Here is a 22,769-nt window from a genome sequence, read left to right as displayed (position 1 = left end):
TTCGTATCTGCCCTACCCCAGCCGCCTCATGGACAGCGTCATCTGCGCCATCAGGTCCCTTTGCTCTTTCAGCGAAAGCACGACCTTGGCAATCGAGCGGCTGGTCGCCAGATCAGACAGCGGAATGCTTGCCACGTACAACTCGATCTCGCCTGAGACAGGGTTGATAAGCTTCACCGACAGGCTGTCACTGGTCGCACTGGCGCATTCGCACTTGCTGGGTAGAAAGGCGGTTTCAAGCACACGCTGCAGCTCGGTTTTCGAATACATGGGTTGTCCTTGTCAGGCTTTTGTTTAACCAACTATAGACGAAAGAGGTTAAATCATGGCCAGACAAAATTCCCAGGCAGTAAAGCCACTGTCGCTCTGCGAATTGCCGGGTACGTGAGCCAGGAATGGGGTTTTCCATACAACGACAGTGCGATGCAAGCGAAGTCCCGCAAAACGTACACACATGAAAAAGGCCAATGCTGTGAACATTGGCCTGAGTCATTGAAAATATTGGTCGGGACGGAGTGATTCGAACACTCGACCCCTTGCACCCCATGCAAGTGCGCTACCGGGCTGCGCTACGCCCCGACTCCGGTTTTGAAACGCTTCCAATGCTGCGGAAGTGGTGAGGAATATACCCTAAGCTTTTGAATTGTGGAAGCATTTTGCCGAACTGATTTTATGACTTGAGCAAAACCAGTACATCTTCCAGATCGGTAATCATCTGCCGAATCATCTGCTTGTATTGCTGGGCATCATCCTTGGGCTCGCCAGTGGTGAGGCGCAGACGCGCGCCACCAATGGTAAAGCCCTGCTCATAAAGCAGGGCGCGGATCTGCCGGATCATCATCACGTCCTGGTGCTGATAATAACGGCGATTACCGCGTCGCTTGACGGGGCTGAGCTGAGGAAACTCCTGTTCCCAATAGCGCAAAACGTGCGGCTTTACCGCACAGAGCTCGCTTACCTCACCAATGGTGAAGTAGCGCTTGCCCGGTATGGGCGGTAGCTCGTCGTTATGACTTGGTTCCAGCATAAGCTTCAACTCGGGCTTTGAGTTTCTGCCCTGGACGAAAGGTTACGACACGGCGAGCTGTGATAGGAATTTCTTCCCCTGTCTTCGGATTTCGACCCGGTCTCTGGCGCTTGTCGCGCAGGTCGAAATTGCCGAAACCGGACAATTTGACCTGCTCGTTATCTTCCAGAGCGTGTCTGATTTCCTCAAAGAACAGCTCAACCAGTTCCTTGGCTTCTCGTTTATTCAGGCCTAGCTCATCGTACAGACGTTCGGCCATCTCAGCTTTCGTCAGAGCCCCCATACGTTACTTCCTTAACGTGGTGTTTAACCTTTCCTCAAGTGAGGTGAGGATTGCAAGCGTCGTTGCATTGACCTCATCGTCGTTAAGAGTGCGCGATGGATGCTGCCAGGTCAAGCCGACAGCAAGGCTTTTTCTATGCGGATCAATGCCTTTACCCTGGTACACATCGAACAGCCTGAGATCGGTAAGCCACTCGCCGGCATTTTCTCGAATCACATCAAGAACAGCACTGGCCGCTACGTCGCGATCGGCCAGCAGAGCCAGGTCGCGGCGCACTTCAGGGAAGCGCGACAGCTCGTGGAATTTCGGCAGGCGACCTTCTGCCACTTCGGCCAGAATCAGCTCGAAGACGAAGACCGGACGATCCAGACCCAGGTTTTTCGCAAGCTCCGGATGGATAGCACCCAGATAGCCCACTTCACGCCCATCGCGCTCGATCAGGGCTGTCTGGCCCGGATGCAGCGCCGGGTGCTTGCCCGGCTTGAAGGTAAAGGCATCCAGCGCGCCGGCAAAGCCCAGCACTGCCTCGACATCTGCCTTGACGTCGAAGAAATCCACGACATCGCGGCCTTGCGCCCAGCCTTCCGGCAGGCGGCTGCCACACACCACGCCCGCCAGCATCGGCTCTTGCTTCAAGCCTTCAAGCTGGCCGACGAAACGCAGCCCGCTCTCGAACAAGCGCACGCGATCCTGCTGGCGATTGAGGTTGTGCTGCAATGCCTTGACCAAACCCGGCCACAACGACGAGCGCATGGCGGCCATGTCGTTGGAGATCGGATTGGCCAGCAGCAGCGGCTTGGCGCCCGGATTGAACAGTTCGAACCATTTCGGATCGATGAAGCTATAAGTGATCGCTTCCTGATAACCACGGGCAACCAGCAGACGACGCAGTTCCGGCAAATCGCCACGCGCTTCGGCCTTGGCCTGTGGCGCCAGGCGCGCTTGCGGGTAGCGAACCGGCAAGCGGTTGTAGCCGTACAGACGCGCCAGCTCTTCGATCAGGTCGATTTCAAGGCTGATATCGAAACGATGACTTGGCACTTCGACGCGCCATTCGCCGTCAGCCTGACGAGTCGTGGTCAGTTCCAGCCCCGTCAGCAGACGCTCGACTTCAGCGTCTTCGATCACCAGGCCAAGCATTTGCTCGACGCGGCTGGCACGCAAGGTGATCGGCGCAATCGACGGCAGGTGTTGCTCGCTGGCAACCTCAACGATCGGACCGGCTTCACCGCCAGTGATGTCCAGCAGCAGGCCAGTGGCGCGCTCCATGGCTTCACGTGCCAGTTGCGAGTCGACACCGCGCTCGTAACGATGCGAGGCATCGGTGTGCAGGCCGTAGGAACGTGCCTTGCCCGCCACGGAAATGGTGTCGAAAAAGGCGCTTTCCAGGAAGATATCCTGAGTCTTGGCGGTCACGCCGCTATGCTCGCCACCCATTACGCCGGCGATGGCCAGTGCGCGTTGATGATCGGCGATGACCAGGGTGTCGGCACGAAGCGTGACTTCCTGACCATCGAGCAGGACCAGTTTCTCGCCCTCCTCGGCCATGCGCACACGAATGCCGCCGTTGATTTCAGCCAGATCGAATGCGTGCAGCGGCTGACCCAGCTCGATCATCACGTAGTTGGTGATGTCTACCGCCGCATCGATACTGCGGATGTCCGAACGACGCAGACGCTCGACCATCCACAGCGGGGTCGGACGCGACAGGTCGACATTACGGATCACCCGGCCCAGATAACGCGGGCAGGCGTTTGGCGCCAGCACTTCAACCGGGCGCACTTCGTCGTGGGCCACGGCAACCGCTGGAACCTGTACACGGGTAACCGGCGCGTCGTACAGCGCACCGACTTCACGGGCAAGACCGGCCAGCGACAGGCAGTCGCCACGGTTAGGGGTCAGATCAACCTCGATGCTCGCATCGTCCAGCTGCAGGTAGACACGGATGTCCTCGCCCACCGGCGCATCGGCGGCCAGCTCCAGCAAGCCGTCGTTGCCTTCACCCAGCTCCAGCTCGGCAGCCGAACACAGCATGCCGTTAGACTCGACGCCGCGCAGCTTGGCCTTCTTGATCTTGAAATCGCCCGGCAGTTGCGCGCCGATCATGGCAAACGGAATCTTCAGGCCGGGGCGCACATTGGGCGCGCCGCACACCACCTGGAAAGTCTCGCCGCCATTGCTGACCTGGCAAACACGCAGCTTGTCGGCATCGGGATGCTGCTCGGTGCTCAGCACCTCGCCCACCACAACACCTGAGAATACGCCGGCGGCCAGCGTCACGCTGTCAACCTCAAGACCGGCCATCGACAGACGAGCCACCAGCTCATCGCGGGATACCTGCGGGCTTACCCAGCCACGCAGCCATTGTTCACTGAATTTCATCCTGCTCTCCTGAAAGATTCGTTACGGGCCCGACTAGCGAAATTGCGCAAGGAATCGCAAGTCGTTGTCGAAGAACAGGCGCAAATCGTTGACGCCGTAACGCAGCATGGCCAGACGCTCGACCCCCATACCAAAGGCGAAGCCCTGGAATTGCTCGGGATCGATGCCGGACATGCGCAGCACATTCGGGTGCACCATGCCGCAACCCATGACTTCAAGCCAGCCGGTCTGCTTGCAGACACGGCAGCCTTTGCCGCTGCACATCACACATTCCATGTCCACTTCTGCCGAAGGCTCGGTGAACGGGAAGTACGACGGACGGAAACGCACGGCCAGTTCTTTTTCGAAGAACACGCGCAGAAACTCTTCGATGGTGCCTTTCAGATCAGCGAAGTTGATGTCGCGATCAACCAGCAGGCCTTCGATCTGATGGAACATCGGCGAGTGGGTGATATCGGAGTCACTGCGATACACACGGCCCGGGCAGACGATGCGGATCGGCGGCTGCTGAGCTTCCATGGTCCGCACTTGCACCGGCGAGGTGTGGGTACGCAACAGCATGTTGGCGTTGAAATAGAAGGTGTCATGCATCGACCGGGCCGGGTGATGGCCTGGGATGTTGAGCGCCTCGAAATTGTGGTAGTCGTCTTCGACTTCCGGGCCTTCGGCAATGCCGTAGCCGATATGGGTAAAGAACTGCTCGATACGTTCCAGAGTGCGGGTAATCGGATGCAGACCACCAGTGGTCTGACCACGGCCCGGCAGGGTTACGTCAATGCACTCGGCCGCGAGCCTGGCAGACAGTTCTGCCTCCTCGAACGACGCCTTGCGGGCATTGAGAACCTCTGTGACACGCTCCTTGGCAACGTTGATCAGGGCGCCGACTTTAGGGCGCTCTTCAGCAGGCATATTGCCCAGGGTCTTCATCACCTGGGTCAGCTCGCCTTTTTTGCCGAGGTAGTGGACCCGGATTTGCTCCAGGGCATTGATATCTTCGGCGCTTTGCACAGCCTCAAGAGCTTGGGAGACCAGCGCGTCCAGGTTTTCCATGTACAGACTCCAGATACGAAATAGGGGAAGAGCGCAGGCTCTTCCCCTATTTATGACGTTCAATACCGGCCCTGAAAATCAGGACCGGTGACTGTCGGGGACTTAGGCCAAAGTGGCTTTAGCTTTCTCGACAATCGCAGCAAACGCCGCTTTTTCGTTCACAGCCAGATCAGCCAGAACCTTACGGTCGATCTCGATGGACGCTTTTTTCAGGCCAGCGATGAAACGGCTGTAGGACAGACCGTTAACACGAGCACCAGCGTTGATACGAGCGATCCACAGAGCGCGGAACTGACGTTTTTTCTGACGACGGTCACGGTAGGCGTATTGGCCTGCCTTGATAACCGCTTGCTTGGCAACACGGAATACACGCGAACGTGCGCCGTAGTAGCCTTTTGCAAGTTTCAGAATCTTTTTGTGACGCTTACGGGCAATGACGCCACGCTTAACACGAGCCATGAGTTACTTCCTCTTAATTCTTGATCAAAATTAGCGCAGGCGCAGCATGCGCTCGACTTTTGCCACGTCAGATGCGTGCAGCTGGCTGCTGCCGCGCAATTGACGCTTACGCTTGGTCGACATTTTGGTCAGGATGTGGCTCTTGAAAGCGTGTTTATGCTTGATGCCGTTAGCAGTTTTCAAAAACCGCTTGGCTGCACCGCTTTTCGTTTTCATCTTTGGCATGTTCGGATACTCCGCATTCAGTTGATAAACATAACCGCAAGGCCTGCCGTGCCCTGGTGGTTACTTCTTCTTTTTCGGGGCGATGACCATGATCAGCTGGCGTCCTTCCATCTTAGGATGCTGTTCGACGGCGCCGTATTCCACGAGGTCGGCTTCGACCCGCTTCAACAACTCCATACCCAGCTCCTGGTGGGCCATCTCACGGCCGCGGAATCGCAAGGATACCTTGGCCCTGTCCCCGTCACTCAGGAAACGTACCAGGTTGCGCAGTTTTACCTGGTAATCCCCTTCCTCCGTCCCTGGACGAAACTTGATTTCTTTAACCTGGATCTGCTTCTGGTTTTTCTTCGCAGCTGCAACCTGCTTCTTCTTTTCGAAGAGCGATTTGCCGTAGTCCATGACTCGGCAAACCGGGGGTACAGCGTCGGCAGAAATTTCTACCAGGTCCAGTTTCGCCTCATCGGCGATACGAAGCGCTTCATCAATAGAGACGATGCCAATCTGCTCGCCATCAGCGCCAATTAACCGAACCTCGCGCGCCGAGATATTCTCATTGATCGGGGCTTTTGGTGCAGTTCGTTTATCTTGTCTCATATCACGCTTAATAATAATTACTCCGAATCTTGGCGACCACGCCGGGAAACCGCTTGCGTAAGGAACCCAGCGAATTGGGCGACCGGCATCGAGCCAAGGTCTGCGCCTTCGCGAGTACGCACAGCGACTGTTTGCGTTTCGACTTCCCGATCCCCTATCACAAGGAGATAAGGAACCTTGAGCAAAGTATGCTCGCGGATTTTAAAGCCGATTTTCTCATTTCTCAAGTCGGACTTGGCACGGAATCCGCTTTCGAGCAGAGTTTTTTCGACCTGCAGGGCAAATTCGGCCTGCTTGTCGGTGATGTTCATGATCACCGCCTGGGTCGGAGCGAGCCACGCAGGGAACGCACCCTCGTAGTGCTCAATCAGGATACCAATGAAGCGTTCGAACGATCCCAGGATCGCGCGATGTAGCATTACCGGGTGCTTGCGGCCGTTGTCTTCGGAGACATATTCGGCACTCAAACGGATCGGCAGGTTGAAATCGAGCTGCAGGGTACCACACTGCCAGACACGACCCAGACAATCCTTGAGAGAAAATTCAATCTTCGGACCGTAGAACGCACCTTCGCCCGGCTGCAACTGGTACGGCAGGCCTGCGCTGTCCAGTGCCGAGGCCAATGCGCTTTCAGCGCGGTCCCACAAATCATCGGAACCGACACGCTTCTCGGGACGGGTCGACAGCTTGAGTTCGATGTCCTTGAAGCCGAAGTCGGCGTACACGTCCAGCGTCAGCTTGATGAAAGCAGCCGACTCGGCCTGCATCTGCTCTTCGGTGCAGAAGATGTGCGCATCGTCCTGGGTAAAGCCACGCACGCGCATGATGCCGTGCAGCGCACCCGAAGGCTCGTTACGGTGGCACGCACCGAACTCGGCCAGACGCAGCGGCAGCTCGCGGTAGCTCTTCAGGCCTTGGTTGAACACCTGCACGTGGCAAGGGCAGTTCATCGGCTTGATAGCGTAATCGCGGTTTTCCGACTCGGTGGTAAACATGTTGTCGGCATAGTTGGCCCAGTGCCCGGATTTCTCCCAGAGGCTGCGATCGACCACTTGCGGGGTCTTGATCTCCAGGTAGCCGTTCTCGCGCTGAATCTTGCGCATGTACTGCTCAAGCACTTGATACAGGGTCCAGCCCTGCGGGTGCCAGAACACCATGCCCGGCGCTTCTTCCTGGGTGTGAAACAGGCCCAGGCGCTTGCCGATCTTGCGGTGATCGCGCTTTTCAGCTTCTTCGATGCGCTGAATATAAGCAGCCAGCTGTTTCTTGTCGGCCCAGGCAGTGCCATAGACACGCTGCAACTGCTCATTCTTGGCATCGCCACGCCAGTAGGCGCCGGACAGCTTGGTCAGCTTGAATGCCTTGAGAAAGCGAGTGTTCGGCACGTGCGGACCGCGGCACATGTCGACGTATTCTTCGTGGTAATACAGGCCCATGGCCTGCTCGTCCGGCATGTCTTCGACCAGGCGCAGCTTGTAGTCTTCCTGGCGAGCCGCGAAAACCTCGATCACTTCGGCGCGCGGCGTCACTTTCTTGATGACGTCGTAGTCCTTGTCGATCAGTTGCAGCATGCGCTGCTCGATCGCCGCCAGGTCGTCCGGCGTAAAGGGGCGCTCGTAAGCGATGTCGTAATAGAAGCCTTCGTCGATGACCGGACCGATGACCATTTTGGCAGTCGGGTACAGCTGCTTGACCGCATGACCGACCAGGTGGGCGCAGGAGTGGCGGATGATTTCCAGGCCTTCCTGATCCTTGGGGGTAATGATCTGCAGGCTGGCATCGGTGCTGATCAGGTCGCTGGCATCAACCAGCTTGCCGTCGACTTTGCCAGCCACGGTGGCTTTGGCAAGGCCTGCGCCAATGGAAAGCGCGACGTCGGCAACCGACACCGGATTATCGAAAGAACGTTGACTGCCGTCGGGAAGAGTAATGATGGGCATGGCGCCTCCTCTCCTAGTGGTGACCCCTACCAAAGGTCACGTGGGTTGGGATGAGCCAGTACGCGATTCGGTGGTATGCCTGCCTCACAGTGGCAGGAGCCGTCAGGCCAACCTTGAACCGAACCAGATGACTGGATTATACGAAACGTGATTACAACAGGACGCGCATCCTAGCACAGCTCCCTGAATAGACACGTATCGGCCTGAAAATAGATCGAATTCGTCTATCGGGCTGAACCGTCGCGCCCGGATATCGTCAGAACAGGTGTCTCAAGCCCGTAAAGAATGTTCCAGCGAAGGAGAACATCATGAAGCTTCCAAGCCGTTCTGCACTTCTCTCCTGCCTTGTTCTGGCCACCCCGCTGGGTGCTCAGGCGGCCATGGACAGCGCAACCCGCAGTACTTTCACCCAGCAATGCATCAGCGCTGCCAAAGAGCAGAAACTGGATGAAAAGAGCGCCAAGGCTCACTGCGAATGTGGCGCCAAACAGATCGATGCGAACTTCAGCGACAAGGAAATTGCAGCCATGAACAACCCATCTGCGGCTCCAGACCCTGCGCTGGCCAGCAAACTGCAGAATCTGGTGGCGCAACACTGCGTAAAATAGAAACATTTTACGCAGTCGGTAAGTTTTCTGTCCGAAAGACTCGAAGCCCTGTATTTACGGGGCCTTGAGCCGCACAACCAGCCGTTTAAAAACGCCGTTATGCGTTGGAAAAAAGGCTTTTGGCGTGATCAGGCGCAGATTTGTGCACCTGCTCCCGATAAAGTTTCTACCTAAATGGCGCGTGACTCGTGCATTTGGACTATCATAGCGGCGTGTGCCCAGTTGGCCTGAGCAGCACGTTACTGAAATTCATGTTTCCGGAGATTCACCATGTCCAATCGCCAAACCGGCACCGTTAAATGGTTCAACGATGAAAAAGGCTTCGGCTTTATCACACCTCAAGGTGGCGGCGACGATCTGTTCGTACACTTCAAGGCAATCAAGTCTGACGGCTTCAAGAGCCTGAAAGAAGGTCAAACAGTGACCTTCGTTGCTGCGAAAGGCCAGAAAGGCATGCAAGCAGAAGAAGTCCAGGTGGCCTGATTTTCAGTCCCTTGTGACATAAAAAACCCCGTCCTTATGTGACGGGGTTTTTTTATGTCCTTGAAAAGCCTTGCAGCATCAGCCGCAGTTGACGCGAATCACTTTGCCACTCATATCAGTGTTGACGTTGACCCGCTCGGAACGATATTCCAGGGTAACCATGTCATTGGGGCTGAGGATACGCGCATCCATGGCGCCGGACTGGGTGCGGACCTGATTGAGAAGCTCGAGCGTGGCTTGCTTGCCGACCGCGGACTGCGCGCCACTGGCATCACAACGACCATCCCCGACCGGACCTGACGCAGCTGTAGTTGCCGCTTCAGCGGCACGCGGCGCCTCGGTGGCAGGTGCGGGTGCAGACGTGCTGCTGCAGCCTGCCAATAACGATGTCACTGCGACAAAACCTAGTGTTGCGAATTTCCAGGGCATTACAGCCTCCTTTACCGATAAACAGAACCAGACCCTTTGCGACCACGCCAGCGCGCAATGGTTGCACGTTGCCGCCCCGGGAGCGCGAGTCTGCCCTAGCCCATGACCGGATGGGGCAGGCAAATCGTCACAAAACATTAATCAATATATTCCCGTGACCGCCTGCCCGCTGCGTAAGTCGAAGTGCCAAAGTTCTTCAGCAATGGTTTACTGCACCCGCTCGACAGACGTCGCGCAGCGGGTCGTTTTTCACACAGGATCTATAGAGACATGGCAACCGTATCCATCGAAGCGGATATCAAGGCCCGTTGGCCGCAGGGACAATGCGCACACAGCCCGGGCTCGGCAGAAGAGCTCACCATCATCGCCATTGACCTTCTGATCAAGGAACTGGGCACCGAAAGCGCCCATGCCTTCATCAGCCAGGTGCTGAGCCGCCATGCCGGCTCAGCAATCACGGCCTGAGGCCTATTTCAAGCGGCCCAAACGACTGGCCAGCAGATCGAAGAAGCCCTGAGCATCGCCGTTTTCGATCCACAGCACGTTTTCGGGCTGCTTGAGAGTCCCATACCAGTCGGCGACGGTCTGACCGAAGCCGACGCCCTCGCGACTGTCGATGGCCATATGAATACGTCTTCCGCTGAAAAGCTCAGGCTGTAGCAGCCAGGCGATCACACTGGCATCGTGCACCGGCCCGCCAGGCAGCCCGTAATGCACCATGTCGAGCTTGACGTACTCATTGAGAATATCCCCTACCCGCTTGCCAGCCTGATTGCCCAACGCAGCGATCTGCGCCAGGCGTGTCTCGCTGGTCAGGATCTTGTGGGTGACATCCAGGGGCACATACGTCAGCTTGACGCCGCTATCGAGTACAACCTGCGCGGCATGAGGATCCGCGAACAGATTGAATTCAGCCACCGGGGTGATGTTGCCGCCATTGAAATGCGCACCGCCCATGACCACCACTTCCTTGATACCGCGGGTGATTTCCGGCGCCTGGGTCAGCGCCAGGGCCAGGTTGGTCTGTGGCCCGAGCATGGCGATGGTGATGCTGTGCGGTTCGGCCTGGCTCAAGGTGCGGATCAGAAAATCGACTGCATTGCCCTGAGCCAGCCCCTTTGCCGGCTCGTAGACGGCAACGCCCGGCAAGCCCTCCTGGCCATGCACGTTGTCGGCATAGATCGGCGTGCGCACCAGCGGCCGTGGCGCACCGGCATACACCGGCACCTCTTCGCGCCCTGCCCACTCGCGCGCCAGCCGGGCATTGCGCGAGGTCTTGTCGAGCCGCACATTGCCCGCCACCGTGGTGATCGCCAACACATTGAGCTCCTCGGGCGAGGCCAGGGCCAACAGCAAAGCCACCACGTCATCGGCGCCCGGATCGGTATCGATGATCAGATCACGCTTTTCAGCGCCTTGAGCACTCACAGCTGCCAGCATGGACACAAGCACGACTCCCCTTAACAGCGTATTGAACAGTGATATCCCTTTCACACGACTCTCCTTTGGGCTTTACGAAAACACGACACCGGCCACCAGCGCCACATTGCTGTAAGGATGGCATTCGCCGGTTCGTACGATGGCCTTGGCACGGCGGCTCAAGGCTTTCAGCGCTTCATGGCTGACCCAGCTTTGCTGGCCCAGTTGACCATCAAACTGCAAGGTCTCGATCATTTGCAGGGCCGGCGGCTTGACCTCGATCATTTCGCTGGCCAGCACATGGCTTTCAACCTCCATTTCACTGAGCACGACATCCAGCACCCCGACGAAATCCGGCACGCCGCGGGTCAACGCCAGGTCGATCAGTTCGACACCCGGCGGCACCGGCATGCCGGCGTCGACGATCATCAGAATGTCGCCGTGCCCCAACGAAGCGATAACCCTGGACAAGGCAATATTGAGCAGCGGGGTTTTCTTCATGGGTTCAATAACCTCTGCACGTCATCCAGCGATGGAATCGAAGGCTGGGCGCCGGCGCGGGTGACCGACACGGCCGCGGCCGCTTGAGCGAAGCGTACGGCTTGCGCCTGTGATTGACCCTGTGCCAGCGCCGCAGCCAGCGCCCCCACAAAGGTATCGCCTGCCGCCGTGGTGTCCACCGCCTGCACGGCATGCGCCGGCAGGTGCTGGCTGCTTGCGGTGCTAGCCAGCAGCACGCCCTGCTCGCCCAGCGTCACAATCACATTGCGTGCCCCTGCGGCGAGCAAGACCCGCGTGGCGGCATCGGCGGTGGCCGGCGAATCCACACTCAGTCCGGTCAACGCCTGCGCTTCGCTCTCATTGGGAATCAGGTAATCGATCAGCGGATACCACTCGCCCGGCAAAGGCCCGCTGGCCGGGGCCGGATTGAGAATCACCGTGCAGCCCAGTTCACGCGCACGGCGCAAACCGTGCAGCACGGTAGGTGCTGGCACTTCCAGCTGGCAAACGACCACTTTGGCACCCGCCAGCAGCGCGTCGAAACGCTCCAGCGACGCAGGCAGCAACTGCCCGTTGCCACCTTCGACGATGACGATCGCATTCTGGCTGTGTTGATCGACCAGGATCGAGGCAATGCCGGTGCTGACGCCCGCCACCTGCGTCACACCCTGGCAATCGATGCCTTCGGCCAGCAACGCCTCGCGCAGTTGCGTGCCATAGGCATCGTCACCGACGCACCCCAGCATGGCCACGCGCGCCCCCAGCCGCGCGGCAGCCACCGCCTGATTGGCGCCCTTGCCACCGGGCACGGTGGCAAACGACTCACCGACCAGCGTTTCGCCCGGACGCGGCAGTCGCGGCACGCGAACCACCAGGTCCATATTCAGACTGCCTATTACCACTATGTCTGCTTGCATGATTGTGGCCACAGCCCCATCGAGAATTGAGTTGAAAATCGCCGTTATTGTCTTTCAGAAGCATCTGGCGCCCAGGATGTCGACTCGCGCACCACCACGCTGGGCTCGACCCGGCGCTTTTCGATCGGCAGCGCCGGGTTGGCAATCCGCCGCAGCAACATGGCCGCCGCAGTTTCGCCCAGTTGCATGATCGACTGGCCGACGGTGCTCAGCGCCGGGTACACATAGCGGCTGAGCTGGATATCATCGAAGCCGATCACCGACAGCGCCTGCGGCACACCGATGCCGCGCTCGGCAGCGGCGCGCAACACGCCGATGCCAATCATGTCGTTGCCGGCGAAGATCGCTGTCGGACGCTCGCCCTGCAGCAGCCGCGCTGCCGCCTCGTAGCCGGCCGGGCTGGTGAAGTCACTGTGCAGCGCCCAATCGTCGCGCGCCTGCAGGCCGGCCTGATGCAACGCGCGTCGGTAACCGTCCAGACGCAATCGGGTCACGGCGGTATCGCGCGGCCCGGCGATACAGGCAATCTGCCGATGCCCCAGATCGATCAAGTGACGGGTCGCCAGCCAGGCGCCCTGCTCATGGTCGATGTGCACCAGATCGGCCTCGACGCCTTCCAGTTCACGGTCGACGATCACCAGCGGCGTGCGCACCGTCGCCAACCCGCCAGCCATGCCCGCATCGCCATCGACGGAAGACACAATCAGGCCATCGACACGCTTTTCCAGCAGCACGCGCAGGTAGCTGCGCTGTTTTTCCGGGTTATCGTCGGAGTTGCACAGAATCACGCAAAACCCGTTGCGCTCGCAGTGATCCTCGATGCCTCGGGCCAGCTCGGCAAAATACGGGTTGATGCCGTTGGGGATCAACAAACCGATGGTCGCGGTTGCCTGGGCCTTTAGCGAACGCGCCACGGCGCTCGGCACATAATCGAGCTGGACGATAGCCGCCTCGACCTTGAGCCGCACCGCATCACTGACCGGCCGGGTCTTGTTCAGCACATGCGACACCGTGGTGTAGGAAATGCCTGCCAGCGCCGCTACATCTTTGATGGTTGCCATATCAGCCCTGCCGTTGTGCGCGATGGCTGCGGTAGGTGTCGAGCACCACGGCAATCACGATTACCGCACCGGTAATAATCCGCTTGGTCGGTTCTGTCGCACCGATCTGCGCCAGGCCTGCCGCCAGCACCGAAATGATCAGCACGCCGAAAAAGGTGCTGATGATCGAGCCGCGCCCGCCCATCAGGCTGGTGCCGCCGATCACTACAGCGGCAATCACTTGCAGCTCAAGACCCGCGCCAGCGTTCGGATCGGCGGCTTCCAGACGGGAAATCTGGAACAGCGCCGCCACGCCGGCCAACAAGCCCATCAGCGCAAACACCATGATCTTGTAGGGTTTGGGATTGATGCCGGCCAGACGCACGGCCTCTTCGTTGGTGCCGATGCCGATCAGGTAGCGACCGAATACCGTGCGAGTCAATACCGCCTGGGCGACAAAGATCACCAGCAAGGCGATCAGAAACGAAGGTGCGATGCCGAACGCGACCGGTTCAGACAGCCAGGCGAACGCATCACCGATGTAAGCGGTGCGCGAACCGGTCATCTGATAAGCCAGTCCGCGGGCCATTTCCAGCACACCCAGCGAGACGATAAACGACGGAATACGCCAGGCGACGGTGATCGAGCCGGTCACCGCGCCGGCCAGGGTCGCGCAGGCGATGCCCAGCAACGCTGCCGGAAACACGCTCCAGCCCCAACCGAGAATCGCGACACTGACCGCCGATGCCGCCAGCGCCAGCACCGAGCCCACCGACAGGTCGATGCCGCCGATGATCAACACCAGCGTCATGCCCACCGCCAGCACCATCAGGTCGGGAATCTGGTTGGCCAGGGTGCTGAAGGTTTGATAAGACAGAAAGTGATCGCTGAGCATTGAGAACAACACGATCATCGCCAGCAAGGCGCCCGCCAGCCCCAGATAAGTGCCAAGGCCAAAATACTGGCCACCGCGCCGGGTGGGCAGCGACGAAGCTACAGCGTCTTTTGAAGGATTCATTGCACATTCCCGCGCGCGGCTTCGCCATTTGGCACCGCTTGTTGTTGATAACCGGCAAATGCGGCTGCCAGCAGTTGGTCCTGCGTCCAGTGGTCGCGCGCAAAGGTGTCGATCAGTTTTCCGGCCGACAGCACCGCAATGCGGTCGCAGATCAGCATCAACTCGCGCAGGTCGCTGGACACCACCACCAGCGCCCGGCCCTGACGGGTCAGTTCGCCGAGCAGCGCATAGATATCGAACTTGGCACCCACATCGATGCCGCGCGTGGGCTCATCGAACAGCATCACCGGGCAGTCGCGCTCCAGCCAGCGGCCGATCACCACCTTCTGCTGATTGCCGCCCGATAGCTGCGAAACAACCTGCTGCGGGCCGGCACAGCGAATCCGCAGCGCCTCGACCTGACGCTGCGCCAGCGCCCGCTCACGCTGTACGCTGACCACGCCACCGCGGGCAATACTGTGCATGTTGCCCAGCGCCACATTGGCCGCAATCGACTGCGACAGCAGCAATCCTTCGCCCTTGCGGTCTTCGCTGATCAGCGCAATGCCCTGGCGCACCGCATCGCTGGGCGAACGAAGCGTTACCGGGCGCAACGGCTGGCCAATCTCGACATGGCCGCTGTCAGCGCGGTCGGCGCCATAGATCAGGCGCAGCAACTCGGTACGCCCTGAACCGACCAGCCCGGAAATACCGAGGATTTCACCCTGGCGAACCTCGAACGACACATCCTCGACCTTGCCCTTGCGCCCCAGGCCCTTGACCGCCATGGCCACGGCGCCGATAGACCGAGGCCCCAGGTCCAGATGCTCGCCCATCTCGCGGCCGACCATCAGCGTCACCAGTTGCTGGCTGTCGTAGCGGCTCATGGGCTCGACACAGACCAGCCGGCCATCGCGCAGCACGGCAATGCGCTGGGCGATGCGTGCCAGTTCTTCGAGACGGTGAGAGATGTAGATGATCGAAACGCCACGCGCCTGCAGCCGGGCAATCTGCTCGAACAACAGCTCGACTTCACGCGCGGTGAGCATGGCGGTCGGCTCATCCAGAATCAGCACGCGGCACTCGCCGATCAGGTTACGGGCGATTTCCACCATCTGCTGGTGGCCGATACCCAATGCGCTGACCGGCGTATCCGGATCGATTGCCTCAAGGCCCACACGGGCCATGGCCTCGACAGCCTGCTGGCGCAGGCGTTTGCGGTCGATCCAGCCGAACCGACCGGGTAACCGGTCGAGAAACAGATTCTCGGCCACGCTCAGGGTCGGCAGCAGGTTGAGTTCTTGCATGACCATGCGCACCCCGCCCCTTTCGGCCTCGGTGCGACTGCCCGGCTGCCAGGCCTGCCCCATGAACTGCATGTGCCCGGCACTGGGCGTCACCAGCCCGCCGATGATCTTCGACAAGGTACTTTTGCCCGCGCCGTTCTCACCGGTCAGGGCCAGCACCTCGCCACGCAGCAGGGTCAGGTCGATATCCGCGATTACCGGCTGCGCGTAAGTCTTGCCAATGCCCTGCACCGACAGCACAACGTCTGTGGACGTCGTCATAAATAACTCCCGCCGTCACTGCGGCTGAGTGACCAGTTCGACAGGTGTCTGAATCACGCCGTCAACGCTGCCCAACGGCTCACCCTTGATCGCCTTGAGCGCCGCCTCGATGCCGAACACGGCCTGGCGGGCAGCGAACTGGTCAGCGGTGGCCAGAACCCGGCCATCCTTGAGCATTGGCTTGATGGCATTGATGTTGTCGTAGCCAACGACCTTGACCTTGCCGGCCTTGCCTGCGGCGCGCACGGCCGAGACCGCGCCCAGCGCCATGCTGTCGTTGCCGGCCAGCAAGGCCTTGAGGTTGGGGTATTCGTTGAGCATGGCCGAGGCGACCGCGTTGCCCTTGTCGATTTCCCAATTGCCGGACTGCACAGAAACAACCTTGATCTGCGCCGCCTGCATGGCGTCCTGGAAGCCGGCAGTGCGCTGCTGGGCATTGGTGGTGGTCGGCACGCCTTCGATGATGCCGACCTCGTCACCGGCCTGAAGCTGCCTGGCCAGATAGTCACCGACCAGTTGGGCACCCTTGCGGTTGTCGGGGCCGACGAAAGGCACTTCGATACTTTTGCTTTTGAGCACGCCTGCATCGAGCTGGTTGTCGATGTTGACCACCTTGATCCCGGCGTCAATGGCTTTCTTGATCACCGGCACCAGGGCTTTGGAGTCGGCCGGCGCAATGACCAGGGCATCGACCTTCGAGACGATCATTTGCTCGACGATACGAATCTGGCTGGCGGTGTCGGACTCGTCCTTGATGCCGTTGGAAATCAGATCGAAATCACTGGCGTGTTCTTTCTGGTAAGCCTTGGCGCCATCTTCCATGGTCAGGAAAAATTCGTTGGCCAACGACTTCATGACCAGCGCGACCTTGGGTTTGTCGGCGGCCTGAGCCTGAAAGGATGAGAGCGGGGTCAGCGTGGTGGCGGTCGCGAGCACGGCGACAGCGAGCAAGCGTCCAGCGAAGGGCAGCTTCATGGGGAACATCTCCGATTCTTGTGATTATTGTTCGGTCGCGCATTGTGTCGCCGATTGAAATCGAGACGCAAACGTTTGCGAGACCCTCACTATCGAAGTCGATCCCGATTTTGTCAACTGTTCAGGCTTGAGTGCTGAGCGTCGTCGTGGGCTGGTTCAAGGTGGTGATCAACAATCCCGACACCAACTGGATATCACTGTTGGTCAGCATCACTTGGCGTTGCAGGCTGAGAATGCGTGGCAGGCGAACCACATCAGGCTGCACGGACTTGAGCGCCGCACGCAATTCCTGACGCAGCTTGCGCAAACGTTCGTGCAGGTCGGCCAGACGATCGACCAGCGTGTCGACCACCTTGCCAAGCCCGGTGGCTGACTCTTTTGCAGGCTCGGCCGAGGCATCGCCAAGCGCCAGCAGCAAACCCTTGCTTGCGTCGTCTTGCTCGCTATCGATTGGCGATGCATGACCTGCCACACCGGCCGGCTGGGTGATGCTCACGAAGGATGCTGGCAGTCCGATGGACAGCGACATGATCATTCCTCTGATGAATTTCAATCCTGTCAGGGAATCGGCCGGCAACTGTATTTCTTCAGTACCGTTCGGCCGGGGGATCAGCTGGTCTCGCGGCCTCACGCCAGGGTTGCGAAACTTGCGGCCGTGAAATACTGTACGCCCATACAGATAATCAGGAAGACCCCTTCGTGGCCAAACAACGCGCAGCAACCGCTTCTCCGCCCAGTACCTATGAGCTTCTGGGCATGCGTATCCAGAAAATCATCAATGCGCCCGCCTCGCAAAAAGCCAAATCGGCCCTGATCACCCGCCACCCTGACGAACTGGAAGAAGACTGGGCGCAACTGCTCGAAGAGATCGCCGAGAACGATAACGTCACCCTCGCCTGGCGCGACGATGGGGGCGTGCAGATTTTCTGGACAATACCCAAGGAAGACTGAGGCAATGACCGTCAGATTTTGCGCCCTGCTGCGCACCAGCCTGCTCATCGGCCTGCCCTTGAGCGGCCTTGCCCTGAACGTCCACGCAGAAGCGCCACGTACCTTCAGCGAAGCAAAAACGATTGCCTGGAAACTCTACGCACCGCAGTCCACCGAGTTTTATTGCGGCTGCAAATACACCGGCAACCGTATCGACCTGGCCGGTTGCGGCTATGTACCGCGCAAGAATCCCAAGCGCGCACAGCGTATCGAGTGGGAACACATCGTTTCGGCCTGGCAGATCGGTCATCAACGCCAATGCTGGCAGAGCGGCGGACGCAAGAATTGTTCGCGCAACGACAAGCCTTTTCAGCTGGCCGAGGCCGACCTGCATAACCTGGTGCCCAGCATTGGCGAGGTGAATGCCGATCGCAGCAACTTCAGTTTCGGCTGGGTGGCCGAACAGAAAGGCCAGTACGGAGCCTGCCAGACCCAGGTGGATTTCAAGGCGCGAAAGGTACTGCCTCGCGCCTCGATTCGCGGCATGGTCGCGCGCACTCACTTCTATATGAGCAAACACTACAACCTGCGCCTGTCACGCCAGGACCAGCAGCTTTATCAAGCCTGGAACAAGACTTACCCGCCCCAGGACTGGGAACGCCAGCGTAACCAGCGCGTGGCCTGCGTAATGGGTCGCGGCAACGAGTTCGTCGGGCCGGTCAACCTGAAAGCCTGCAGCTGAACGAAACAGCCCGGTCATGGACCGGGCTGGCAGGGCATCAGATAGCCGGGTAATCACCCGTGCCATCGGGCCAGGGCGTCAACACTTCAAAGCCGGTCTCGGTGACCGCGATCATGTGTTCCCATTGCGCCGACAGTGACTGGTCGCGGGTCAGCACGGTCCAGCCATCGTCCAGGGTACGGGTGCCGGGCTTGCCGGCATTGATCATCGGTTCGATGGTGAAGACCATGCCGGCCTTGAGCTTGAGGCCCTTGCCCGGCTGACCGTAATGCAAGACCTGCGGCTCATCGTGGTAGATCTGGCCAATGCCGTGCCCGCAATACTCGCGCACCACGCTGAAGCCCTCACGATGTGCCACCGTCTGGATCGCATGACCGATATCGCCCAGCGTCGCACCGGGACGCACGGCATGAATGCCGGCGCGAGTTGCTTCATAGGTGGTTTCGACCAACCGCCTGGCCAGCGGACTGACCTCGCCGACCAGGTACATGCGGCTGGTGTCGCCGAACCAGCCATCCTTGATGACAGCCACATCGATGTTGACGATATCGCCGTCCTTGAGCACATCGGTTGGCGAGGGAATGCCATGGCACACCACCGCATTGGGCGAGATGCACGTGGTCTTGGTAAAGCCGTGATAACCGACATTGGCCGGAATCACTTTCAGCTCTTCGACGATGTAGCGATTACAGATGTCATCCAGCGCCTCGGTACTCACGCCAGCCTTCACGTACGGGGCGATCATGGCCAGCACCTCGGCCGCGAGCCGGCCAGCGACCCGCAACGCAACCAGATCCTGTTCGCTTTTCAACGGAACACCACGGCTCATGACGCCACCTTCTCGACAGCTGTCACGTCCAGCAGTTGAACACCCAAAACAACACCGCGGTTGCTTTCGGCCTTGAGCAGCAATTGGCAGATGTCGCTGTACGCCAGTGCCGGGTTGAGTTCGGCGAGCATGCCGACACGCATCCAGTGCTCGGCCTGAGCGTTGATCGAACGACTCAATGCAGCACTGGCTGTGCGCACATTGGCGTGCATATGTTCAGAAATTTTTACCAGACCCATGTTTGACCTCGCATTCAATATACGGATCATATACGTTTCGTATATTCACAAACAAGCATGGATAGGTTTAATGGCCAAGCATGCCCTCGGATAACGAGGAGGCCAGAACGCTGATTGCGTGTTTTTGCGCCGGGGCCAGCGCCCGAAAGCGGGTGATGATTTCACGCTCGGCAGACGACAGTACGTCCAGCTCCAGAGGCGTGCGCTTGCCCGAAATCAGGTAAAGCACATCAACCCCTTGTTGCGAGAGCGCAACCAGATAATCGGAACGTGGAATGCGTACCCCGCTTTCATACATTGCCTGCGCGTTGGCCTCGACGCCGCCCAACGCCGCAAACTTCTGTTGAGTCAATCCCTGAGCCCTGCGTTCCTGTCTCAAGCGAGCAGCTAAAGAGTCCATGCGAGTGTCCCTTGAAGCGGGTAATACTCACACCATAGCCTGCGCCTGCGCTGATTCAAAACACCTGGTCAGGCGCTTTACAGGGCTATTCCAAAGCCAGGGTCAGACGTGGTTCACTGGCGATACGTCGCGCTGGTGTCACTGGCGTAACCTGTGCCTGACAGGCATTGAAACGGCGCAGGGCAGCTGCCAGAGCCAGAAAGTCTTCACGCTGCATTTCTTCGTAGATGCAGCCACGGGGCAATGAGGTTGGTACGTTTTGCTGCACAGAATCAAGAGACATGGTCACAACTCCTTTAACTACTGTATGCGTATACAGTATTAGGATCGTGACACCTGCGCAAGACCAGACGCGACGAACGGACGCCTGGTAATCCGCCGATCAGCCCGCCTGAGCCAACTCACCGAGTTGCGCCCATTCGGCCACTGTCAGTTCGACGCCCTCATTCATCGACCTGGCTCGCTCGACATAACGCCGGTCACCCGGCATGCGCTCCTGGCCCACGTCATGCAGCTGTCGCACCAACGCTTCGCTGCGCTCGGCGAATGCCTGCCCGCTGCCGCCGCGATCAGGATCGATCACAATCAGCAATTGGCCGGTCCACGGGGTTTTCGCGCCGGGATGCTGTGACCAGTCAAACTCGAACGAGAAATTCCCGCCGGTAATGCCTGCCGCCAGCAGTTCGACCATCATCGACAGCGCCGAGCCCTTGTGGCCACCGAACGGCAACAGCGCGCCACCATCGAGAATGGCCTTGGGATCGCTGGTCGGCTGGCCCGTCGCATCGACGCCCATGCCCGCCGGCAACGACTGCCCTTCTCTTGCCGCGATCTGCACGTCGCCATGGGCAATAGCGCTGGTGGCCATGTCGAAGACCAACGGATCGCCGCCAGCACGTGGCGCGGCAAAGGCAATCGGGTTAGTGCCAAACAACGGCTTGCGCGCACCATGCGGCACCACGCAGGTCATGCTGTTGACGACACTCAGCGCAACCAGGCCTTGCTCGGCAAACGGCTCGACATCGAGCCACAGTGCTGCGAAATGATGGGAGCTGCGAATGGCCAGAATAGCGATCCCCGCCTGCCGGACCTTTTCGATCAGCAGCGGCGTGGCGGCCTCCAGGGCCGGCTGGGCAAAGCCATTGGCGGCATCGACCCGCACGAACGCTGCGCCCACATCTTCAACCACCGGTAATGCCTTGCCGTCGACCCAGCCGCTGGCCAGCGTCGAGAGATAGCCGGGAATACGAAAAATACCGTGGCTGTGCGCACCGTCTCGCTGTGCGCTGGCGCAGTTGTGCGCCAGCACCCGGGCAACCTGCGGTGCCGTGCCATGCGCCAGAAAGACCTGATACATGCGTTCGATGAGCTCGGAAAAGGCAACCTTGACGGTCGGGGTCGATGCAGACATACAGCGCTCCGTTGCTGGAAAAGACTTGAGCCAGACAGTTCTTGACGTCAAAAACCTGTATTCGACAGGTCTTGGATGAGAGCCTCTGACATTTACACAAAAATGCAACCTAATGTGATCGCTATTGGTTATCCATTGTTCTCACTCGTCAATAGCCAGAGGTAGAATCCTTTACGGCACCCGCGGAGAACCCATGAGCCAGACCACGTCCAGTCCAGTCAACGACGACACGATCACCGAGGCCGCCGCGCAGTGGTTCATGCGCCTGCAGGACCCAGACTGCACGGACACCGAACGCAGCACCTTTTCCCAGTGGCTGGCCGCTGACCCCAGGCATGCCCGCGAATATGACGCCGTGTGCAAGACCTGGCAGGCCTGCGAGGGTTTGCCACCGGCGTTTGCCGCACCGGCAGCCACTGCCAGCATGACTGCTGCGCCTGCAGCCCGTGCGCCAGTCACACGCCGTTATAGACGCACCTTCAGCTTCGCCGCCGCAGTGGCTGCACTGACACTGGCCCTGGCAATCGGCTGGAATCAGGGCTGGGTGCCAAGCGAGTACCACACCTACGAAGCCGAGAATGCGACGCGCCTGGTGACCCTGCCCGATGGCAGCCGCGTCGAGCTGAACATCAGCACACACATCAGCTACATCCGCTACAAGGACCGGCGCATGGTCAACTTCGACAAGGGCGAGGCCTTTTTCGAGGTCGCGCACGATGCGCTCAAGCCCTTCGTGGTAAAGGCCGGCAAAGGCAGCATCCAGGCCACCGGCACGCGCTTCAATGTGTGGATGTATCAGGACCAGGTCAACGTGATCCTGGTCGAAGGCTCGGTACTGGTACTCGGCGACCGCTCGCAACCCGATCGCAGCGTGCGCCTGTCGCCCGGCATGCAGGCCCGTTACCGCAACAGCGACGCGCAGCCCGAAACCAGCCTGACCCAGGCCGGCGATGCCAGCCTGGCCTGGCGCTATGGCAAGCTGGTGTTCAATGACCTGCCGTTGCGCCAGGCACTGCCGTTGATCAATCGTTACCTGCCCACGCCGATCATGCTGGCCGACAGTGCCACAGGCGACCTGCGCCTGGGCCTGAGCTACAACATCCGCGAGATGTCCAGGTTACTGACCTCCCTGCCCCAGGTACTGCCGGTGCGTATCACGCTCAATGAACAGGGCCAGCCGGTACTGCACAAACAATCGAAGACTGCACCGCGCGGCTGAATTCCTTCATATCCTGCAACAACCTTAACTTTTCTTCACAATTGCTCAAAACCCCCGTATTTAAAGGCTCGGCACCTCATCGACGGGCTTTTTGATGCGCAC

At 59.4% G+C, this 22,769-nt stretch carries 29 protein-coding genes and 1 tRNA gene; 6 read left to right on the top strand and 24 right to left on the bottom strand.

What is annotated here, in order from left to right; genetic code table 11:
• Nucleotides 1-12: 12 nt before the first annotated feature.
• The 10 genes from ACYAS9_RS26600 to thrS all read right to left on the bottom strand — a co-directional run bounded on the left by ACYAS9_RS26600 (nt 13) and on the right by thrS (nt 7,960).
• Nucleotides 13-270, bottom strand: a complete 258-nt coding sequence (locus ACYAS9_RS26600) for a DUF1652 domain-containing protein (RefSeq protein WP_463571411.1) — start codon at nt 268-270, stop codon at nt 13-15.
• A 232-nt stretch (nt 271-502) separates the two neighbouring features.
• Nucleotides 503-579, bottom strand: a tRNA-Pro gene (locus tag ACYAS9_RS26595).
• Between the two features lie 91 nt (nt 580-670).
• Nucleotides 671-1,027: a MerR family transcriptional regulator gene (locus tag ACYAS9_RS26590; protein ID WP_463571410.1), complete on the bottom strand. Its 357-nt coding sequence runs from the start codon at nt 1,025-1,027 to the stop codon at nt 671-673.
• Nucleotides 1,008-1,310: an integration host factor subunit alpha gene (ihfA, locus tag ACYAS9_RS26585; protein WP_437884046.1), complete on the bottom strand. Its 303-nt coding sequence runs from the start codon at nt 1,308-1,310 to the stop codon at nt 1,008-1,010. Before ihfA ends, ACYAS9_RS26590 begins: the two co-directional genes overlap by 20 nt.
• 3 nt (nt 1,311-1,313) lie before the next feature.
• Nucleotides 1,314-3,692, bottom strand: coding sequence for a phenylalanine--tRNA ligase subunit beta (gene pheT, locus ACYAS9_RS26580; protein ID WP_463571409.1), 2,379 nt, complete (start codon nt 3,690-3,692; stop codon nt 1,314-1,316).
• A 33-nt stretch (nt 3,693-3,725) separates the two neighbouring features.
• A complete protein-coding gene (gene pheS, locus ACYAS9_RS26575) occupies nt 3,726-4,742 on the bottom strand; it encodes a phenylalanine--tRNA ligase subunit alpha (protein ID WP_459744083.1) in 1,017 nt (338 codons plus the stop codon).
• 102 nt (nt 4,743-4,844) lie between these two features.
• Nucleotides 4,845-5,201 (bottom strand): 50S ribosomal protein L20, encoded by a 357-nt coding sequence (gene rplT / locus ACYAS9_RS26570; RefSeq protein WP_002553161.1) that lies wholly within the window; start codon nt 5,199-5,201, stop codon nt 4,845-4,847.
• A gap of 30 nt (nt 5,202-5,231) precedes the next feature.
• Nucleotides 5,232-5,426 carry a 50S ribosomal protein L35 gene (gene rpmI / locus ACYAS9_RS26565; RefSeq protein ID WP_056839924.1) on the bottom strand — a complete coding sequence of 65 codons (195 nt, stop codon included), beginning with the start codon at nt 5,424-5,426 and terminating at the stop codon, nt 5,232-5,234.
• Nucleotides 5,427-5,486: 60 nt separating this feature from the next.
• A complete protein-coding gene (gene infC, locus ACYAS9_RS26560) occupies nt 5,487-6,038 on the bottom strand; it encodes a translation initiation factor IF-3 (protein WP_459744168.1) in 552 nt (183 codons plus the stop codon).
• Nucleotides 6,038-7,960 (bottom strand): threonine--tRNA ligase, encoded by a 1,923-nt coding sequence (thrS, locus tag ACYAS9_RS26555; protein WP_463571408.1) that lies wholly within the window; start codon nt 7,958-7,960, stop codon nt 6,038-6,040. The genes infC and thrS overlap by 1 nt, the downstream gene beginning before the upstream one ends.
• A 308-nt stretch (nt 7,961-8,268) precedes the next feature.
• Here thrS and ACYAS9_RS26550 point away from each other — a divergent pair, with 308 nt between their 5' ends.
• Entirely contained in the window at nt 8,269-8,568 is a 300-nt protein-coding gene (locus ACYAS9_RS26550; protein WP_463571407.1) for a hypothetical protein, read from the top strand.
• A 270-nt stretch (nt 8,569-8,838) separates the two neighbouring features.
• Entirely contained in the window at nt 8,839-9,051 is a 213-nt protein-coding gene (locus tag ACYAS9_RS26545; RefSeq protein WP_459744089.1) for a cold-shock protein, read from the top strand.
• A 78-nt stretch (nt 9,052-9,129) separates the two neighbouring features.
• On the opposite strand, the gene ACYAS9_RS26540 is transcribed toward ACYAS9_RS26545, so the two are convergent.
• Nucleotides 9,130-9,480 carry an I78 family peptidase inhibitor gene (locus tag ACYAS9_RS26540; protein WP_463571406.1) on the bottom strand — a complete coding sequence of 117 codons (351 nt, stop codon included), beginning with the start codon at nt 9,478-9,480 and terminating at the stop codon, nt 9,130-9,132.
• A 270-nt stretch (nt 9,481-9,750) separates the two neighbouring features.
• On the opposite strand from ACYAS9_RS26540, the gene ACYAS9_RS26535 reads away from it, so the two are divergent.
• Nucleotides 9,751-9,945, top strand: coding sequence for a hypothetical protein (locus ACYAS9_RS26535; RefSeq protein WP_463571405.1), 195 nt, complete (start codon nt 9,751-9,753; stop codon nt 9,943-9,945).
• Nucleotides 9,946-9,948: 3 nt separating this feature from the next.
• On the opposite strand, the gene ACYAS9_RS26530 is transcribed toward ACYAS9_RS26535, so the two are convergent.
• From ACYAS9_RS26530 to ACYAS9_RS26495, 8 genes are all read right to left on the bottom strand, one after another.
• Nucleotides 9,949-10,920, bottom strand: a complete 972-nt coding sequence (locus tag ACYAS9_RS26530) for a nucleoside hydrolase (protein ID WP_463571691.1) — start codon at nt 10,918-10,920, stop codon at nt 9,949-9,951.
• Between the two features lie 72 nt (nt 10,921-10,992).
• Nucleotides 10,993-11,400 carry a D-ribose pyranase gene (gene rbsD, locus ACYAS9_RS26525; RefSeq protein ID WP_463571404.1) on the bottom strand — a complete coding sequence of 136 codons (408 nt, stop codon included), beginning with the start codon at nt 11,398-11,400 and terminating at the stop codon, nt 10,993-10,995.
• Nucleotides 11,397-12,317 carry a ribokinase gene (gene rbsK, locus ACYAS9_RS26520; protein ID WP_463571403.1) on the bottom strand — a complete coding sequence of 307 codons (921 nt, stop codon included), beginning with the start codon at nt 12,315-12,317 and terminating at the stop codon, nt 11,397-11,399. The genes rbsD and rbsK overlap by 4 nt, the downstream gene beginning before the upstream one ends.
• A gap of 44 nt (nt 12,318-12,361) precedes the next feature.
• Nucleotides 12,362-13,378, bottom strand: coding sequence for a LacI family DNA-binding transcriptional regulator (locus ACYAS9_RS26515; protein WP_463571402.1), 1,017 nt, complete (start codon nt 13,376-13,378; stop codon nt 12,362-12,364).
• A 1-nt stretch (nt 13,379) separates the two neighbouring features.
• Nucleotides 13,380-14,375 carry an ABC transporter permease gene (locus ACYAS9_RS26510; RefSeq protein ID WP_463571401.1) on the bottom strand — a complete coding sequence of 332 codons (996 nt, stop codon included), beginning with the start codon at nt 14,373-14,375 and terminating at the stop codon, nt 13,380-13,382.
• Nucleotides 14,372-15,922, bottom strand: a complete 1,551-nt coding sequence (locus ACYAS9_RS26505; protein ID WP_463571400.1) for a sugar ABC transporter ATP-binding protein — start codon at nt 15,920-15,922, stop codon at nt 14,372-14,374. The genes ACYAS9_RS26510 and ACYAS9_RS26505 overlap by 4 nt, the downstream gene beginning before the upstream one ends.
• A 15-nt stretch (nt 15,923-15,937) precedes the next feature.
• The gene (locus tag ACYAS9_RS26500; RefSeq protein ID WP_463571399.1) at nt 15,938-16,897 is read right to left on the bottom strand and encodes a substrate-binding domain-containing protein; all 960 of its coding nucleotides are present in this window, start codon (nt 16,895-16,897) and stop codon (nt 15,938-15,940) included.
• A gap of 121 nt (nt 16,898-17,018) precedes the next feature.
• The gene (locus ACYAS9_RS26495) at nt 17,019-17,426 is read right to left on the bottom strand and encodes a hypothetical protein (protein WP_463571398.1); all 408 of its coding nucleotides are present in this window, start codon (nt 17,424-17,426) and stop codon (nt 17,019-17,021) included.
• Between the two features lie 170 nt (nt 17,427-17,596).
• Between ACYAS9_RS26495 and ACYAS9_RS26490 the strand changes: the two genes are divergently transcribed.
• Entirely contained in the window at nt 17,597-17,848 is a 252-nt protein-coding gene (locus tag ACYAS9_RS26490; protein WP_463571397.1) for a DUF1654 domain-containing protein, read from the top strand.
• A gap of 4 nt (nt 17,849-17,852) precedes the next feature.
• Nucleotides 17,853-18,569 (top strand): endonuclease, encoded by a 717-nt coding sequence (locus ACYAS9_RS26485; RefSeq protein WP_463571396.1) that lies wholly within the window; start codon nt 17,853-17,855, stop codon nt 18,567-18,569.
• Nucleotides 18,570-18,606: 37 nt separating this feature from the next.
• Here the strand turns inward: ACYAS9_RS26485 and map are convergent, their stop codons facing one another.
• From map to ACYAS9_RS26460, 5 genes are all read right to left on the bottom strand, one after another.
• Nucleotides 18,607-19,398: a type I methionyl aminopeptidase gene (gene map, locus ACYAS9_RS26480; RefSeq protein ID WP_463571395.1), complete on the bottom strand. Its 792-nt coding sequence runs from the start codon at nt 19,396-19,398 to the stop codon at nt 18,607-18,609.
• Nucleotides 19,395-19,637, bottom strand: coding sequence for a ParD-like family protein (locus ACYAS9_RS26475; RefSeq protein WP_463571394.1), 243 nt, complete (start codon nt 19,635-19,637; stop codon nt 19,395-19,397). Before ACYAS9_RS26475 ends, map begins: the two co-directional genes overlap by 4 nt.
• 67 nt (nt 19,638-19,704) lie before the next feature.
• Nucleotides 19,705-20,037 carry a helix-turn-helix domain-containing protein gene (locus ACYAS9_RS26470; protein ID WP_463571393.1) on the bottom strand — a complete coding sequence of 111 codons (333 nt, stop codon included), beginning with the start codon at nt 20,035-20,037 and terminating at the stop codon, nt 19,705-19,707.
• Nucleotides 20,038-20,122: 85 nt separating this feature from the next.
• Nucleotides 20,123-20,320 carry a hypothetical protein gene (locus tag ACYAS9_RS26465; protein WP_463571392.1) on the bottom strand — a complete coding sequence of 66 codons (198 nt, stop codon included), beginning with the start codon at nt 20,318-20,320 and terminating at the stop codon, nt 20,123-20,125.
• A 99-nt stretch (nt 20,321-20,419) separates the two neighbouring features.
• A complete protein-coding gene (locus tag ACYAS9_RS26460; RefSeq protein ID WP_463571391.1) occupies nt 20,420-21,448 on the bottom strand; it encodes an Ldh family oxidoreductase in 1,029 nt (342 codons plus the stop codon).
• A 193-nt stretch (nt 21,449-21,641) separates the two neighbouring features.
• Here ACYAS9_RS26460 and ACYAS9_RS26455 point away from each other — a divergent pair, with 193 nt between their 5' ends.
• On the top strand, nt 21,642-22,667 hold the full coding sequence (locus ACYAS9_RS26455) for a FecR family protein (RefSeq protein WP_463571390.1): 1,026 nt from the start codon (nt 21,642-21,644) through the stop codon (nt 22,665-22,667).
• The last annotated feature ends 102 nt before the right edge of the window (nt 22,668-22,769 follow it).

This window comes from Pseudomonas sp. HP_08 (assembly GCF_055284095.1).
The sequence above is the reverse complement of the archived record's forward strand: the minus strand, read 5'-3'. Positions and strand labels throughout refer to the sequence as shown.

Coding starts and splice junctions, on each gene's coding strand:
- ACYAS9_RS26600 (WP_463571411.1), bottom strand. CDS start 270: ATGTATTCGAAAACCGAGCTGCAGCGTGTGCTTGAAACCGCCTTTCTA.
- ACYAS9_RS26590 (WP_463571410.1), bottom strand. CDS start 1,027: ATGCTGGAACCAAGTCATAACGACGAGCTACCGCCCATACCGGGCAAG.
- ihfA (WP_437884046.1), bottom strand. CDS start 1,310: ATGGGGGCTCTGACGAAAGCTGAGATGGCCGAACGTCTGTACGATGAG.
- pheT (WP_463571409.1), bottom strand. CDS start 3,692: ATGAAATTCAGTGAACAATGGCTGCGTGGCTGGGTAAGCCCGCAGGTA.
- pheS (WP_459744083.1), bottom strand. CDS start 4,742: ATGGAAAACCTGGACGCGCTGGTCTCCCAAGCTCTTGAGGCTGTGCAA.
- rplT (WP_002553161.1), bottom strand. CDS start 5,201: ATGGCTCGTGTTAAGCGTGGCGTCATTGCCCGTAAGCGTCACAAAAAG.
- rpmI (WP_056839924.1), bottom strand. CDS start 5,426: ATGCCAAAGATGAAAACGAAAAGCGGTGCAGCCAAGCGGTTTTTGAAA.
- thrS (WP_463571408.1), bottom strand. CDS start 7,960: ATGCCCATCATTACTCTTCCCGACGGCAGTCAACGTTCTTTCGATAAT.
- ACYAS9_RS26550 (WP_463571407.1), top strand. CDS start 8,269: ATGAAGCTTCCAAGCCGTTCTGCACTTCTCTCCTGCCTTGTTCTGGCC.
- ACYAS9_RS26545 (WP_459744089.1), top strand. CDS start 8,839: ATGTCCAATCGCCAAACCGGCACCGTTAAATGGTTCAACGATGAAAAA.
- ACYAS9_RS26540 (WP_463571406.1), bottom strand. CDS start 9,480: ATGCCCTGGAAATTCGCAACACTAGGTTTTGTCGCAGTGACATCGTTA.
- ACYAS9_RS26535 (WP_463571405.1), top strand. CDS start 9,751: ATGGCAACCGTATCCATCGAAGCGGATATCAAGGCCCGTTGGCCGCAG.
- ACYAS9_RS26530 (WP_463571691.1), bottom strand. CDS start 10,920: ATGCTGGCAGCTGTGAGTGCTCAAGGCGCTGAAAAGCGTGATCTGATC.
- rbsD (WP_463571404.1), bottom strand. CDS start 11,400: ATGAAGAAAACCCCGCTGCTCAATATTGCCTTGTCCAGGGTTATCGCT.
- rbsK (WP_463571403.1), bottom strand. CDS start 12,317: ATGCAAGCAGACATAGTGGTAATAGGCAGTCTGAATATGGACCTGGTG.
- ACYAS9_RS26515 (WP_463571402.1), bottom strand. CDS start 13,378: ATGGCAACCATCAAAGATGTAGCGGCGCTGGCAGGCATTTCCTACACC.
- ACYAS9_RS26510 (WP_463571401.1), bottom strand. CDS start 14,375: ATGAATCCTTCAAAAGACGCTGTAGCTTCGTCGCTGCCCACCCGGCGC.
- ACYAS9_RS26505 (WP_463571400.1), bottom strand. CDS start 15,922: ATGACGACGTCCACAGACGTTGTGCTGTCGGTGCAGGGCATTGGCAAG.
- ACYAS9_RS26500 (WP_463571399.1), bottom strand. CDS start 16,897: ATGAAGCTGCCCTTCGCTGGACGCTTGCTCGCTGTCGCCGTGCTCGCG.
- ACYAS9_RS26495 (WP_463571398.1), bottom strand. CDS start 17,426: ATGTCGCTGTCCATCGGACTGCCAGCATCCTTCGTGAGCATCACCCAG.
- ACYAS9_RS26485 (WP_463571396.1), top strand. CDS start 17,853: ATGACCGTCAGATTTTGCGCCCTGCTGCGCACCAGCCTGCTCATCGGC.
- map (WP_463571395.1), bottom strand. CDS start 19,398: ATGAGCCGTGGTGTTCCGTTGAAAAGCGAACAGGATCTGGTTGCGTTG.
- ACYAS9_RS26475 (WP_463571394.1), bottom strand. CDS start 19,637: ATGGGTCTGGTAAAAATTTCTGAACATATGCACGCCAATGTGCGCACA.
- ACYAS9_RS26470 (WP_463571393.1), bottom strand. CDS start 20,037: ATGGACTCTTTAGCTGCTCGCTTGAGACAGGAACGCAGGGCTCAGGGA.
- ACYAS9_RS26465 (WP_463571392.1), bottom strand. CDS start 20,320: ATGTCTCTTGATTCTGTGCAGCAAAACGTACCAACCTCATTGCCCCGT.
- ACYAS9_RS26460 (WP_463571391.1), bottom strand. CDS start 21,448: ATGTCTGCATCGACCCCGACCGTCAAGGTTGCCTTTTCCGAGCTCATC.
- ACYAS9_RS26455 (WP_463571390.1), top strand. CDS start 21,642: ATGAGCCAGACCACGTCCAGTCCAGTCAACGACGACACGATCACCGAG.